The organism is Stieleria sedimenti (assembly GCF_025060895.1).
GTDB classification, from domain to species: Bacteria; Planctomycetota; Planctomycetia; order Pirellulales; family Pirellulaceae; genus Stieleria; species Stieleria sedimenti.
Genome location: NZ_JANZKV010000275.1, coordinates 17,832 through 32,535, shown reverse-complemented (window position 1 = coordinate 32,535; position 14,704 = coordinate 17,832). Strand labels below are relative to the sequence as shown.

The following is a 14,704-nucleotide window of genomic DNA, read 5'->3' as shown; positions in this document are numbered from 1 at the left end:
AACTTAGCGGTATTGGGCCTTAGGGACCGCCCACTGTCGCTGCGACGCAGCGACGGGGAATCGCCTAAAGGCTAAAAACACCAACGGTTGTCGAATCCCTGTTTCCGCTCGACACGACCATTACGGAGTGATCGGGCTGGTGACCGGGGGCGCCGCAAAGGCGTCATCATCATCGGATGAAGAAGCCGCCACGGCAGCTCCGGCAGCGGCAAATCCCAGCACGGGCAGTAGGCTGCCGCGGCCTCCGAGGCTACCTCCGCCGCCACCGCCACCACCACCACCGGCGACACTGCCACCGGGAGGACCTTGCATGGCGCCTGGTTCGACAGGCAGTCCGGCTTCGCCTGGCGGAAGCGTTTCGGGCTGCGAGACTTCATCTTGAATCAGCTCATCAATGGCGGGCGATTCCAATCCGCTCGGGGCGAGCTGCAATTCCAACTGGGGCTGGGACGTCGACGATTGAAGGGCGACCAAGCGACTCCCGTCACCGTCGGATGAACCGCGGCGGGCCAGCACTTCTTCGACCAGCTGAAAACCGACCACGCCGATCCCATCGGGGCCGATCGCGATCAAGGAGTAGGACCCTGGGGGCAGCGTATCGATCGAAAACGTGCCATCCTCGCCGGTGATCGCCTGCGAGATCAGCTCGCGGTTTTGGTACAACAGCACATTGGTCTCGGCAGCACCGGTCAGCTGGGACTGGGTAGATCCGGCACGATAAATACGGCCTCGGAGCCCACCGGCGGTTTGTGCGACGCGTAACGTCCCTGAGGCGTGCAGCGCCGACATGGCTTTGAGCCCGTCCGCGCCGCCGAAATCTGCGACAAAGGGGATTGTCGAGGGCATGTAGCGGATGACCGCGTTTCGGACCTTGTTGATTCGCATCGGGGCGGTGCCGATTTCCAGTCGATGATGATGCGGATCCAACGCTTCGTCCTGACTTTCGACGACATGGATGGCATAGCATGCGGCCAGATTCGGGCCACGGGTCACCAGGGTGTAGACACCGGCGGGAACGCCGACGAAGGAATACTCGACATTCGATTCGGCGGAGCGTTGGGCCCGATAGATCGCACCGTCTTGGGAGACCAGGGCAACTTTCACGCTGCCCGCTTGGAGGGTGTCCGCTGGAACGTCCGGCGCTACAATCACCGCATCGATCCGGCCTTCGGGGCTCGCCGCGACCCATTGCTGGACCAGCAGGTGCTGTCCGTCTCCGTCAGCACGCACGATAGAGCTTGTCAGAAACAGACTTGTCAGCGCAAGCGCGAGGGTCAGTGGGGAAGAACGCATCGGAGAACTCTGACAGGCGGTAAACTGGGTAAAAGACGAACCGGTGAGTCATACTAGCTTGAGGGATTTCCTCGGGCAAGCGAACAGATTGATCATTAATCCATATTCCGTCACAGCCGCCGCACCCCTGGAGAAGGGGTACTTTGGGGATCATTCCCGCAGAAAGGACGGTGCATTCCTCTATCGGGTGGTCGAAATACGGCACCCGGTCGCGACCGAGTTCGTTTATTCGGGCTGGTGGTTCCGGCAGACGATCGACATCGCCGGCGAGCGGGTGTGGGGCCAAATCAGCTGGCTGGACCTGAAGAAGGAGGCCGAATTCAGGTTGCCCGAGTCGGTCGACCCGTCCCGCCGCACCGGCCGCATGGAGATCGACTTCACCCGCGGTCTACGCATTCGCCGATTTCGAATCTGGATCGCCGACGAACTGATCTACGACGAAGTGGCCTAAGCAACAAGTGGCCTAAGCATCAAGTGGCGTAAGCTTCCAGCTTGCGACCCACGGCAAGCTTCAGCTTGCCCCCAATAGCCACCTTCAAATCTCCTCAGCAAGCTGAGCAGAACGCAAGCTGGAAGCTTACGCCACTGCTGCCCCCAATCTCCTCAGCAAGCTGAGGAGAACGCAAGCTAGAAGCTTACGCCACTGCTGCACCCAGTCTCCTCAGCAAGCTGAGGAGAACGCAAGCTGGAAGCTTACGCCACTTCTTCACGACGAAAAGCCCGAGGCACCTTGTGAGTGCGACTCGAGCTAGTCGTTGGCATGGCCGCCCATTACTCCCGAAGCGTCTCGGGAACGGCCACACGGTTCCTCCGCCCTACGGATGGATTGATGTGAACAGGTGCAGGGAAGAAGAGTTAGGCGTCAACGCGCCGGTGGGGCAGCGACCCGATGAGGAGTTTTGGGGATCGCTTTGCGACGCACCGGGATCGGAGCCCCCGAAGTAGCCTCGGTCGATTCGGCCGCCGGTCGTTGAATCACCCGTTCGGTCTGGTAGCTGATCGGGGCGATCGGACCGGACGGCTGTCCCGGGACCAGGATGCTTTGGCTGGCCGACCCAGGCGTCGGTGCCGTCGGTGCCGGTGCATCCGGCATCGGGGCAGCCGACTCGGGATCGGTCACGGAAGGATCCGGGACCGGCATGACCGGCGGATTGATCGGATCGGGGGAGAGCATTTCGCTCGGCGATCCGAACTGATCCAGCGGAAGGTCCTCGACCGGAGCCACTTCGTTGTAGGACTTTTCGAACAACCCCATCGATCCGGCTTGGCCGGGCGAGTGGAGTTCTCCGGAGCTTGAATCGCTGAAGCCCATGATCTGGACGGCTGCGTCGGCGTTTTGCACCGGACCTCGCCGAACCACGCCGGGACGCGTCACTCCGTATTGCAATTCGTAGCCGGCCGATCGCTCGCGGGCACGTTCCAGGGCGTCACAGTAGGCCTTGCTGTTCCACGGGCCTTCCCGCAGTGCGATGTTGCTGTTGGCCAACAAGGTGCCACGCAGGTAGTCGACGTAGTTGATCGATTTGTTGTATTCGACCAGGGCACGGTAGTAACTGATCTGGGCTTCGGCACGACGCTGTTGACTTTGCAGCACCACGTTCACCGGGCTGAGTCCTTTTTGGTACTCCAGCAATCGCGCGTCGACTTCTTGCTCGGCGGCTTGCCATTCGTTGGCCGCGTCTTGCAGTTGTGCGAAGTGGCTGGCCGATTTGCCGATCGCGTCGCTGAGCTGGCTGACGGCCAATCGCTCGGATTCTTGCAGGTACGTTTGTCGCTGGCGGAGCGTCAGTTGAGTTTGACGAATCCGGGCCAGTTCGCGTCGAAGTCCGACAGGCATCGAGAACTCCAACCGCACCACGCCCTCCTGGTAGTCTCCGCTGGTCAGCCCGGCCAACGCACTGCTGCCGACGGCGGGGAACGAGTTGTCGCCACCGGGCGGGCCCAGTGTGTCACCGAGCCCGACGAAGCGGTACAGCAGTGACAAGTTGACATCGGGCAAAATCTGGTTTTTAGCCAACGCCAGCTCCAATTCGGCTTGCTTGATCGAGTACTTTTGGCTTCGCAGCTCGGGGCTCAGGTACAGCATTTGCGCGACCGAATCGGTCCATTCGAATTCGACACGTGCTTGGGTCGGCTCGTCGATCGGTCGGATCAGTCGTCCGTCGGTGGCGGTCAATCCAAGCAACTCACGCAAGGCTCGTTCGCGACCGTAGACGCCGAAACGATCGTCACCGGGCAGGTTGGATCCGTTCAGTGCAGCGGTCAAACGACGTTGCAAGTTCCAATATTGGCCGACCGATTGCGACAATTCTTGGATCGTCCCCGTGCCGGCGTCCATGTTCAGTTTGGTGAATTCGGCGGTCGCTTGAGCACTGTCGCGGGCGATCGTAGCGGTGGAGACCGCTCGATAGCTGAGGTACAGGTCCCAGTAGGCGACTTCGACGTCACGGACCAGGTTACGAATCTGTTGTTCAAACGTAGCGATCGAAATGTCTTCGTTCATGCTGGCCAGCATGACGGGGATGCGGTTGATGTACGTGCCTCGATTGCGAAGCAGCGGGTGCTGGACTTGGACTTCGGCGATCGCGGTGTAGTCGCTGGCGAACAGACGCGAGATGCTGCTCAGTTCGGTATTGTTGCGCGAGTAGACGACTTGTTGACGTGCCGTCACGACACCACCGGTGGCCAGTCGCTTGCTGAGCGCGGCTTGTTGAGTCGAGTTCTGTGCGACCGAGAATTGGCGGTTGATCGTGTTGCCGTCGCCGACGTTTTGCGGCCGGTCGGTGGTCGACGAATCGATGAACCCGCTGACGATCGCGTCGAATTCAGCCAAGGCGTCCTCGACACCGCCGATCTGGTTGGCCCGAACGGCTCCGCGCGGCAGCAACCGGTTGCCGCTGCCGTCGGTGGTGATCGGAATCGACTGAGTCGTGGTTTGCTGGAGTGCGACGTCGTAAACGCTGCCGAATTGCCCCGGCGAACCGCTGACGAACTGCGCCGCGATGTTCTGACGCGTCTCGGCGTTGCCGCCGGTCGTCATCAGAAACCGCGCATTTTGCAGCGCCATCGTGACGCATTCTTCCAGCGTCATATTCCAGAATTCGTAGTTGTGATTCCCCACCGTCAGCGGCGGCAACGACTGAGTCGTCTCCGGCATGCTGGCAACCTCCACGTCCGGATACTCGATCGACGTGGCGGTATTGAGGTAATGTTGCAGGTCCGGCGACTCGTTCAAAAAGAACGGTTGCGTCGGCGTACATCCAGTCGCCAATACAATCGCCAAAACGAGTTGCAGGTGCGTAGCGATACGAAACAGCGAGCGATTCATGCCCTGAGCTTCCCTAGGCCGCGATTTCGGTCACCTTTCGATCGTGAAGGAGGATCACATCGAAGGATGAAGTCAATCGCGAGCAGTCCAAACGGAAGCCCCCCACCAAGATCGCTCCGGCTCACTACGTCATAAACCGTGAGAGATCTTGTCCAAGAGTGGATATCGGTGGCTGAGTGGGTAAACTTTGACGGTTCTAGCGAAAATTCTGGAGATCGAGCGGGTTCGTCAGCGAACACCACCCCGAAGGGGTGAAAGCCATTAGCCGGAGGTGAGGCTTCCCGGAGGTGGCGCTGCGCTGACCTCCGGCTACTCGCTGAAATCCCTCCGGGATACTCGATTCGCTGTCGTTCTATTGCTCCGAGCCGCTGACCAGTTCAGCGAAGGTCACACCGGAAGGAGTTGGCTCGGCGTTGGAAACCTGAACATCCCAGAAGGAAAAGTCGCCGGCGTCGGACGCGGAACCCACTTCCTCGTTGGGCTCAATCTCAGGCAGTTCCAATTGCGGATCCGCCGCGGGCTCGGGCAATGGGTCAACGCTCGGCGTCAGCGGCTCGGTCTCCAGCATCTCCGGCATCGACTCGGGGGCGTTCGTCGCCGACGCCGTCGATCGCCGTGGGCCGACGGTCAACGCGTGGTACGGCTTGGGATAGAAATAATGCTGCTCCAGCCGCATGTGCTTCTTGGGCGCTTCGTAGGCGCCGGCATGTTCGGCGCGGTGCCACGCCATCGCTTCTTGGCTGGTCGGCGCAATCAGGTACGCGATCTTTCCTCCCCAGTACGTCGGTCGGTTGTAGACGCGGCGATAGCCTGGATCGAGCCGATTACCCAGCGGGCCGATCAGATCGACGCGCTGCCGAACCGGTCGGGATTCGCGATCGGGGTGATGTGCGGTGGCGACGCTTGTCATCGCGACCGTCAACACGGCCAGCGCCGCGACGCTACGTGATCGGATGCCACGCGATCGGAGCGAGGTGGAAACACAGTTCCAATTGAGTTGAGTCATGGGGACGTCCTTTTCCCGGTGAGTCGAATGTCGGCGTGCTTTCCCGGCCCGCGACGGAGGCCACACGTGAGGCCGGTCGGTCGGAGTGCATTGGTTGCGTCGATGCGGCCGTCCTGGCCGCGCGTCGAGCGATCGCACTCGTCCTGTCCTTAGATTCGGCCAGGTGAATCGTTCTATGCTGGATTTCGCTTTGAGCACCCTTTGCGACGTTCCTAGCGATCATTCCGGCCAGGCGTGGCAGCTTGGCAGACTCCGGAAACTTTGCTGGCAAATCCGTTCAGCGCGATTGCTCCCGAAGACGATCCGACCCTTACGGCAAGGATCGCCAGGCAGCACTCGACTCGGGATTCCGAGCGATTTCATTCGTCTTACGCATTCCTTTTGCCAGAGTAATTTCTCGTGACCACACCTGTTCCGTCTTATCTTCGACTTCACCTGGGCGACGACGCACACGCAGCGACTCGCCATGGGCACTCTTCAAGCGACCAGTTTTGGAGCGCGTTTTCTGCCGCGACCGGATGGCGGATCGATCACCGGCACAAGAGCGACGACGTCGAAGTGTTGCCGGCGGTGCAAATGGACGTGATGGCCGATGACCCGGCCCAGTCCCAGCCGCCGGTCGTCAAGGAGAACGCGACGGAACTGGCCAGCGTTGCCCGGGCGATGTCCAAGGAAATCGAGGAGCTCGAATCACTGGTCCGCCGCCAAGAGATCGAACTGGCCAGTCAGGCGACGGTCCAGTTCTCACCCAAACGCAGCGAGGCCGCATCTGAAGCCGTCCATCTGACGCTTCAGCGGGCGATCCAAGCGGCGGGGTTTGACGCCGCGGCGATCTACATGCTCGATGACGAGACCCAATACTTGAAGACCCGCGCGGTGGTCGGTTTGCCGCCGGAACGATTGAGCAGCGAGCCGCGGATGTTGCGTGGCAGCCGCGCCGATTTGGAAGCGATGGTCCAAGACGCGGTCTTGATGGAAGACCTGCATGGCATCGCCGCAGAAACCTGGACGCCGCCGGAACCCTTCGGCGCAGCGGTTTGCACGGCGATCTACAAAGGTGACTTGCCGATCGGCACGCTCTGGTTGTTCGCCAACGAACCGCGGCAACTGGACGCGTCGTTTTCGGCGATCGCGCAAATGGCATCCTCGCAAATCACGCTCGAACTTTCTTCGGCGGCGACGGTCCGCCGCGAAGAGCGAAGCCGTCACGCGGTCGAAGCGATTGCCGACATCGCCGCCTGGCAGTATTCGTCCTTGCCGCTCGGCAACGTGTTGGCACCGGGCTGGTTGGTCGACGGGATGATCGAATCGCCACACGACTGGTCGACCGGTTGGCACGTGTGGGATGTCCTGCCCGATGGGTCGTTGATTTTGGCGATGGCCGAAGCGCTCGACCGCCGCGCCGGCGGTGCGATGATCGCCGCCACCGCACGGGCGGCGCTGACCGCACACAGCGGCTATCAACACACGCCCCAACAAATGTTGCAACGCATCGGCGACACGCTGTGGGAAACCAATACCGCCGATCAGTTGGTTTCACTGTTGTACGCACGGATCAATCCGGAGACCGGCGAGGGCGAAGTCGCGTCGGCCGGAGAGATTTCGGGGCTGATCGCCGGCAAGTACGGGTATCGACCGCTGACGCAAACCGGCGGACGCCCGCTGGCGGCCGCGATCGACGTCGAGTCTTTCGAGTCGACGTTTCACTTGGCCGAAGGCGAAACGCTGGTCACGTTCGGGCAAGGATTGAAGCTGGACGGCATCAGCCAAGAACTGGTGGGCTGTTGCATGCGATCGGCAATGCAGACCGACGAAAACCCGTTGCCGGTCCTGCGGCGTGAGATGGCGGGTTTTCCCAATCGTCACGAGCGCGGACTTTTGTCGCTTTCACGGCGACGAGGCTGATTTTTGCGGCCGCGGACGACCCTGGCCCGGATAAAAACGGTATGCTGTGAAAGCCGCGCCACTGGCGAGGGTATTCTCTGGAGAATCAAATTGCGATTCCAGACATCGCCTCGCCGGTGAATCCACCGGGGGCTACCCAGGCCTCGTTCTACCTTCCCGCACTCATCCTCCGTTTCCTATGACGCCCAATCCCACGCTGCGGGAGCTCGTATCCCCGATCGATCAGCGCTGGAGCCCTTACCGGTTCGACCCCCGCCCCGTCGAGCAAGAGAAATTGGCACAGTGTTTTGAAGCCGCCGGCTGGGCCGCGAGCAGTTTTAACGAGCAACCCTGGCGCTGGATTGTCGCCACACGCGAGAACAGCGACGGGTTTGAAAAGATGCTCGGTTGCCTGATGGAGGCGAATCAATCGTGGGCGTCGGACGCCGGCGTGTTGGTGCTGACGGCCTATCGAAAAACGTTCTCACGCAACGAAAACCCCAACCGCGTCGCCTTGCACGACCTCGGACAGGCCGCCGCACACCTGGCCCTCCAAGCCGCCGCGATCGGATTGCAGGTCCATCAGATGGCCGGCGTCAATCTCAGCCAAATCCGTACCGAATATCAGATTCCGGAAGAATTCGAACCGGCCACCGCGATCGCGATCGGCTATCCCAAGACATCCGAACCGAGCGACGACACCGAACAGGAGTTGGCCAAACGAGAGGCTGCGGCACGAAAACGCAATCCACTTTCCCAACACGTCTTCAGCGGATCATGGGGAAATTCAGTCGACTGGAAGTGATCGTGCACGCCCCCAACACGCCCGCTTTGATGCTCGCACCTTTGGACCAGGCGACACGGCAGTGGGGCGGCGACTAGGTACAGCGATCAAATCGAAATACAATAAGGTGTTGCCGCCGGCGCGGGCCGCCGCGAATCACCCCTGCATTTAAACGCCACAGCTGGAAAATCGATCGGTGTCGGAATCTTGGAACCCTGGAGTCGTCTGTGCCTCTCGCACCGACGTCGGCATGCGCCGAACCAACAACCAAGACTCGCACTCGGTCATCCCCGCACAGTCGCGTGAGCGATTTGAAAGCCGTGGGCATTTGTTTATCGTGGCCGACGGGATGGGAGCTCACGCGGCCGGCGAGTTGGCCAGCAGCATGGCGGCCGAATTGATCGCGATGAACTACTTTCGCACCGCGGTGGCGGACGCAAAAGATTCGTTGCATGTCGCAGTCAGCGAAGCCAACGCGGAAATCTATCAACGCGGACAACAGAACCCCGAGTTTCACAACATGGGGACGACCGCCAGCACGTTGGCGCTGCTGCCGATCGGCGGCGTGATCGCCCATGTCGGCGATTCTCGCGTGTACCGATTGCGACGCGGTGTGTTTGAACAGATGACCTTTGATCACTCCTTGGTCTGGGAAGTCCAGGCGAGCGGACAGGTGCATCCCGACAGCGCCCTCGGCCAAGCGTTGCCCAAGAACGTGATCACGCGTTCGCTGGGACCAAACTCGGATGTGCAAATCGACGTCGAAGGCCCCTTCGAATTGGAGCTGGGCGACAAATTTTTGCTCTGCAGCGATGGCTTGTCCGGACAGGTCGATGACGTCGAGATCGCGACGTTGTTGGACTGTTTGCCGGAAGAGCTAGCGGTCGAAGTGTTGGTCGATTTGGCCAACCTGCGCGGCGGCCCGGACAACACGACCATCGTCGTCGCGACGGTCACCGAAGGCCCGCTGCTCGACGACAAGCAACCGCTGCCCAAAAAGCCATCCGAAGACGCCTCGATGAAGCGGGGAATGGTGATTTCGCTGGTCATCGCGATCCTGCTGGCGATCCTTTCGGTCGTTTTCCTGTTCCTGCGTTTGAACGACGGAGCGATGATCGCGACGCTGTTCGGTGCCCTGGTTTCCGGCGTGATTGCCGCCACTTTTTATTCCAACCTGAAAAAACAGACGCGGCGGCGTAATGCCGCCGGAAACGGCAAACGAGGTGGCATCCCGAAAGCCTACGGCGGGAACGCACCCTATCGACGTTACGCCTCCAAGCCCGACCAGACGTTGTTCGATCGACTGGGACAAACTGTCGACGAACTGCGCGAAGCCGCCAAGCTCAAGAACTGGATGATGGACTGGGCACAGATCGATCAGTTTCAACAAGACGGCATGGCGGCGATGAACCGCGGAGACGGAAAAACGGCGATCCATCTGCAAGCCAAAGCGATCGTCGAAACGATGCATCAGCTCCGCGAACAGCACAATCGCTCCGCCGACGAAACCGCCATCGACCACTGAAGCCCAACAGAAAACCAAGTGGCGTAAGCTTCCAGCTTGCGACCCCCACAAGCTTCAGCTTGCGAAAAGTGGCGTAAGCTTCCAGCTTGCGACCCCCGTAAGCTTCAGCTTGCGACCCCCGTAAGCTTCCAGCTTGCGACCCCCGTAAGCCTCCGGCTTACGACCCCCGTAAGCCTCCGGCTTACGACCCCCGTAAGCCTCCGGCTTACGGCGTGTCACTTGCATTGCACTGAAGGTGTTAGCGGAACGGCGCGAGCCGTCCGGTCGCGTCTCAATAGCACATTGAAAGACCGAAGGGCTCGCGCCCTACCGCTAACAACAAACACCCCACCTCGCGTGAACCAGTCCACCTCCCGACTCGCCATCCCGCTGATTCCCGCCGCGCGACTGGGCTCCTCCGCGTGGCTGCTGCATCTGAGGTCGTTTGCCGTCGCCGGCCAATTGGTCACGATCCTGTTTGCCGGTTGGGGCATCGGTGTCCAACTGCCCTATGTTCCATTGTTGGGGTTGGTCGGTTTGACGGCGGTCACCAACGTGATCTACGGCATTTGGCTGCGCCGCTACGACGGCCCCCAGAACCATGTTCAAGGTTTGTCCAACCAAGACGTGGCCGACCCACGACACCGCGATGAATCGCCGGAGGCTGCGTCCCGCCCCGCGCAACGTTGGGGTTCCGATCACGAGCTTGCGGCGTTGGAGCAGGATGGATCCCCGCGGGTGCAGAAGGTCGCGTTGGGATTGATGTTGCTGGACCTCGCGACGCTGACCGCGATGTTGTACTTCAGCGGCGGCGCGGCCAACCCCTTCAGTTTTTTCTACTTCGTCAACTTGGCGGTCGGCGGCGTGATGATCTGGCCCAAGGCGGCTTGGTCGTTGACCGTCGTCGCAACGATCGGTTACGCATTGATTCTGCGGTACAGCATTCCGGTCAAGGAACTGGGGATGGAAACCGTCTCGAACGGATTTGATCTTCGAACACTCGGGTTGATGCTGGCGTTCACGACCTGTGCCTCGGTCGTCACGTACTTTGTGACGCGTACGAGTGGATTGTTGCGGGCGAGAGAAAAACAGCTGCGGGAAAACCAACTGGCTCAGGCCGCCGACCGCAAACTGGAATCGTTGACGACGCTCGCCGCCGGCGCGGCCCACGAGTTGGCGACGCCGCTTTCGACGATCGATGTCGTGGCGCGTGAACTGACGCGGCACCTCGAAGGCGTGGAGAAACCGGCGACCGTCGACGAGGACCTGAAGCTGATCGACCATCAACTCGATCTGTGCCGCCATATCTTGCAACGGATGCGGGGTGCCGCCGGAGACTCGATGGCCCAGGAATGGTTTCGGACCACGGTCGGTGAGCTGATCGATGCGACACTGGAAGGCGTCCGCGATCCCCACCGCGTCGACGTGGTCGATGGCACCGAAGACGTCGAAAACAAAACGCTTTGGATGCCCGAAGAAGCGGTCGCTCAAGCGATTCGTAATCTGATCCACAACGGGCTCGATGCCAGCGGAGTCGACGGACGGGTGCGAGTCGAATCGAGGCTCGATCAACGCAACGTGGAATTCATCGTGACCGACCAGGGGCAGGGCATGAGCGACGAAATCCTGGGCCGCGTCGGCGACCCCTTTTTCACCACCAAAGAACCGGGACGCGGCATCGGATTGGGACTCTACCTGACCCGCAACGTCGTCTCCCAGCTAGGCGGCTCGCTCAATTTTCGTTCCGCCCCCGGCCAAGGCACCTCGGCCGTCGTCACCCTGCCGATCGCCAAACCCGAAAACACGCCGTAGTGGACGCCCACCACCCCAGCACGCGGCCATCCCAGCACGTGGCGTCAGCCAGTGTCGCGTGTTTTAAATGGTCTGGGACGTCGATCTGGAATCTGACGGATCTGGCACCCTTCTCCCCCACAAATCGTTAACAAGCTTGCTTGTCGATTTGTGGGGGAGAAGGGCTGGGGATGAGCCATCTCACTGGTCGTAGAGCATCCGGTGGGCGGTTGACCGTAATACCGCGACTCCGTTGTGTCGCCCCTCACCCACGCGCAGCTCGCTAACCGGCCTGTCGATTGAGTGAGCCGCGACGTGTAAGCGGCCGGGCACTTCAGCGCCCGCCCGAGGCCTTACGGCCAGCGGCTCACCATTGACTCCGCAGATCCCGCTTAAATCAACAGGCCGTAACGCATCCCGCTAATGTGAAACTCCATCCGCGACGCTCCCCTACAACCCCGCCAACACCTGATCGACCGCGTCGATCGTCTCGTCGATCAGGGCTTCGGTGTGTTGGTTGCTGAAGAACAACGCTTCGAATTGGCTGCACGGCATGTAGACGCCTTTTTCGATCAACCCCCAAAAGTATCGACCGAACGCGTCTCGGTCACTGCGATCGGCTTCAGGCCAATTCGTCACCGGACGCGCGTTGAAAAACAGTGTCAACATGCTGCCGACATGTTGGACTTGATGGGGGATGCCGTGTTTGGTTGCCGCGGCATGGACGCCACCGGCCAAGCGGTCGCCCATGGCGTCGAGCTGTTCGTAGGGCGGATCTTCGACCAGTTGCTGCAACGTGGCGCTGCCCGCGGCGACGGCCACCGGGTTTCCGCTCAGCGTTCCCGCCTGAAAGACTTTGCCCGCCGGTAGCACGTTGTCCATGATGTCCGCCCGACCGCCGTAGGCCCCCAGCGGCATCCCGCCGCCGACCACCTTGCCCAACGTCGTCATGTCCGGCACCACGCCGAATCGTTCTTGGGCGCCCCCGTAGGCCAAGCGAAAACCGGTCATCACTTCATCGAAGATCAGAATCGATTGATCCGACAGCGTCTCGGCGCGGAGCGTTTCCAAAAACTCCATCGTCGGCGGGACGCAGCCCATGTTGCCGACGACCGGTTCCAAAATCACCGCCGCGATTTCACCGGGGTGCGTTGCGAACGCGTTCTTGACCCCATCACAATCGTTGTACTGCAGGACCAGGGTATCCTGGCCGGCTCCCGGCGTGACGCCCGGTGAGTCAGGCACACCGAGCGTTGCCGCGGCGCTGCCCGCGGCGACCAGCAGACTGTCGACGTGACCGTGGTAGTTACCAGAAAACTTGATCACCTTGTGTCGTCCCGTGGCGCCGCGTGCCACCCGGATCGCGCTCATCGTCGCTTCGGTTCCGCTGTTGACCAGTCGGACCTTGTCGATGCTCGGCACCGCGTCGATGATCTGCTGAGCCAGACGCGACTCGGCTTCCGTCGGCGCGCCGTAGCTGGTGCCCTTGGCGATCGCTTTTTCGATCGCCTCGATGACCGGAGGCGATCGATGGCCCAAGATCATCGGGCCCCAGGATCCGATGTAATCGATGTAGCGATTCCCGTCGATGTCGAACAAGTACGGCCCGTCGGCATGATCGATGAACAGCGGGGTCCCACCGACGGCGCCGAACGCACGCGCGGGGCTGTTCACGCCACCGGGCATGAGTTTGCAAGCTTGTTCGAACGCGGCGACGCTTTTCGGCCCTGCGGAGTGACGGGTTTGAGTCATGGTTGGAAATGGTCCTGATTCGGGGAAAGTGACCACGTCATTGTCAGCCAATCCGGGATCGGACGAAACCCGGCCAAACGTCGCATCCCGGCACGCCACCATCCCAGCACGTGGCGTCAGCCAGTGGCGCGTGATCGATGCTCAACTTCAACACGCGCCGCTCGCTCGTAGGCTGAAAACACCCGCGCGCCACTCGGTCACGCCGAGATCCGCACCCGCTCGCCACTCAAATACTCTCGATCGCTGCGGACCAGCACGAACGGAATCACGCGACGCAGCTTATGCAATCGTCTCGCCCGCGGGCCGAACGTTCCGATTCCCAACAGCACGTTGGCGGTGACTTGGCGCAGCTCTCCTCGGAGCCATCGGATCGGTCCGCGGTTCTTGCTGCGGTAATCCAGAATGTACGAATTGCCGGGCACGATGTTCGAATGGTCGATGTACGTGTCCATCGGCAACAGAGCCTTTCGATCATCCACGGTCCCGAAAGCGTTGTAGCCCTCGCCATCGGCATGCGAGAGCGGACGGAAAGCCTTGCCGACCCAGGGGCCTTTGGAACCAAACGCGACACGGGTCAGGAAGGCACCGAATCGGTCGCCCTGGTCGAGCAACTGGGCGTCGTATTCGCCCGCAACATCCGCCATCGCCGGCGTCGGCAGATCCCAATAGACCATCTTCAGCCGAAACCGATCCAACTTCAGTAGTTCGGCCAACTGATCCTGTTCACCGGCAGACAGATTTTGCCCGAGCATTGTGACGTGCCTCACCAAGCAGAATAAACAACGAACGCAACGAAATTCGGGTCTACCAAAACAGCCCCGCCCCCCGCAAGCGTTCTCGCAAGCAGCCCAAGCTTCCCAGTGGCCCAAGCTCCCAAGTGGCGTAAGCTTCCAGCTTGCGTCCCCCGGCAAGCCCCAGCTTGCCCCCAGTGGCGTAAGCTTCCAGCTTGCGTCCCCCGGCAAGCCCCAGCTTGCCCCCAGTGGCGTAAGCTTCCAGCTTGCGTCCCCCGGCAAGCCCCAGCTTGCCCCCAGTGGCGTAAGCTTCCAGCTTGCGTCTCCGGCAAGCCCCAGCTTGCCCTCTGGCCTAAGCCCTGGCTTGCGATCCCGGCCACGGCACGTGTCCCGCCCCCAAAACACCACAAGCCAGCATGGGTCAAAAAATGGGCTGGTCAAAACATATCTGCGTGTCCACCGCACAGGCCCACAGACCACCCAACCACCACAACATTCCGCCCATCCCGCCACCCCATCATCATTCCGATTGCGCCATCGCAACGATCCCGCCAGGTTATCGGGGCGGATGGTTCCACCACCGCACATGCTCACCTGTCAACCAACTTTTCCCGTCGTAAGTCTTTATCTA

General features: G+C 61.1%; 10 protein-coding genes. 5 read left to right on the top strand and 5 right to left on the bottom strand.

Annotated features, from left to right (window positions below; all coding sequences use genetic code 11):
- Positions 1-120 precede the first annotated feature (120 nt).
- On the bottom strand, positions 121-1,293 hold the full coding sequence (locus NZK35_RS29680) for a hypothetical protein (RefSeq protein WP_259636159.1): 1,173 nt from the start codon (positions 1,291-1,293) through the stop codon (positions 121-123).
- A gap of 88 nt (positions 1,294-1,381) precedes the next feature.
- On the opposite strand from NZK35_RS29680, the gene NZK35_RS29675 reads away from it, so the two are divergent.
- On the top strand, positions 1,382-1,744 hold the full coding sequence (locus tag NZK35_RS29675; protein WP_259636158.1) for a hypothetical protein: 363 nt from the start codon (positions 1,382-1,384) through the stop codon (positions 1,742-1,744).
- Positions 1,745-2,155: 411 nt separating this feature from the next.
- Here NZK35_RS29675 and NZK35_RS29670 read toward each other — a convergent pair whose 3' ends face one another.
- Both NZK35_RS29670 and NZK35_RS29665 read right to left on the bottom strand, forming a co-directional pair.
- A complete protein-coding gene (locus tag NZK35_RS29670) occupies positions 2,156-4,621 on the bottom strand; it encodes a TolC family protein (RefSeq protein WP_259636157.1) in 2,466 nt (821 codons plus the stop codon).
- Positions 4,622-4,973: 352 nt separating this feature from the next.
- On the bottom strand, positions 4,974-5,627 hold the full coding sequence (locus NZK35_RS29665) for a hypothetical protein (protein ID WP_259636156.1): 654 nt from the start codon (positions 5,625-5,627) through the stop codon (positions 4,974-4,976).
- 399 nt (positions 5,628-6,026) lie between these two features.
- On the opposite strand from NZK35_RS29665, the gene NZK35_RS34810 reads away from it, so the two are divergent.
- From NZK35_RS34810 to NZK35_RS29645, 4 genes are all read left to right on the top strand, one after another.
- Positions 6,027-7,532, top strand: coding sequence for a serine/threonine-protein phosphatase (locus NZK35_RS34810; RefSeq protein ID WP_259636155.1), 1,506 nt, complete (start codon positions 6,027-6,029; stop codon positions 7,530-7,532).
- Positions 7,533-7,710: 178 nt separating this feature from the next.
- Positions 7,711-8,316 carry a nitroreductase family protein gene (locus NZK35_RS29655; RefSeq protein ID WP_259636154.1) on the top strand — a complete coding sequence of 202 codons (606 nt, stop codon included), beginning with the start codon at positions 7,711-7,713 and terminating at the stop codon, positions 8,314-8,316.
- Positions 8,317-8,491: 175 nt separating this feature from the next.
- Positions 8,492-9,820, top strand: coding sequence for a protein phosphatase 2C domain-containing protein (locus NZK35_RS29650; RefSeq protein WP_259636153.1), 1,329 nt, complete (start codon positions 8,492-8,494; stop codon positions 9,818-9,820).
- A 336-nt stretch (positions 9,821-10,156) separates the two neighbouring features.
- The gene (locus tag NZK35_RS29645; RefSeq protein ID WP_259636152.1) at positions 10,157-11,611 is read left to right on the top strand and encodes a sensor histidine kinase; all 1,455 of its coding nucleotides are present in this window, start codon (positions 10,157-10,159) and stop codon (positions 11,609-11,611) included.
- A gap of 429 nt (positions 11,612-12,040) precedes the next feature.
- Here NZK35_RS29645 and hemL read toward each other — a convergent pair whose 3' ends face one another.
- Entirely contained in the window at positions 12,041-13,342 is a 1,302-nt protein-coding gene (gene hemL / locus NZK35_RS29640) for a glutamate-1-semialdehyde 2,1-aminomutase (protein ID WP_259636151.1), read from the bottom strand.
- A 197-nt stretch (positions 13,343-13,539) separates the two neighbouring features.
- On the bottom strand, positions 13,540-14,094 hold the full coding sequence (locus tag NZK35_RS29635; RefSeq protein WP_259636150.1) for a hypothetical protein: 555 nt from the start codon (positions 14,092-14,094) through the stop codon (positions 13,540-13,542).
- Positions 14,095-14,704: the final 610 nt, after the last annotated feature.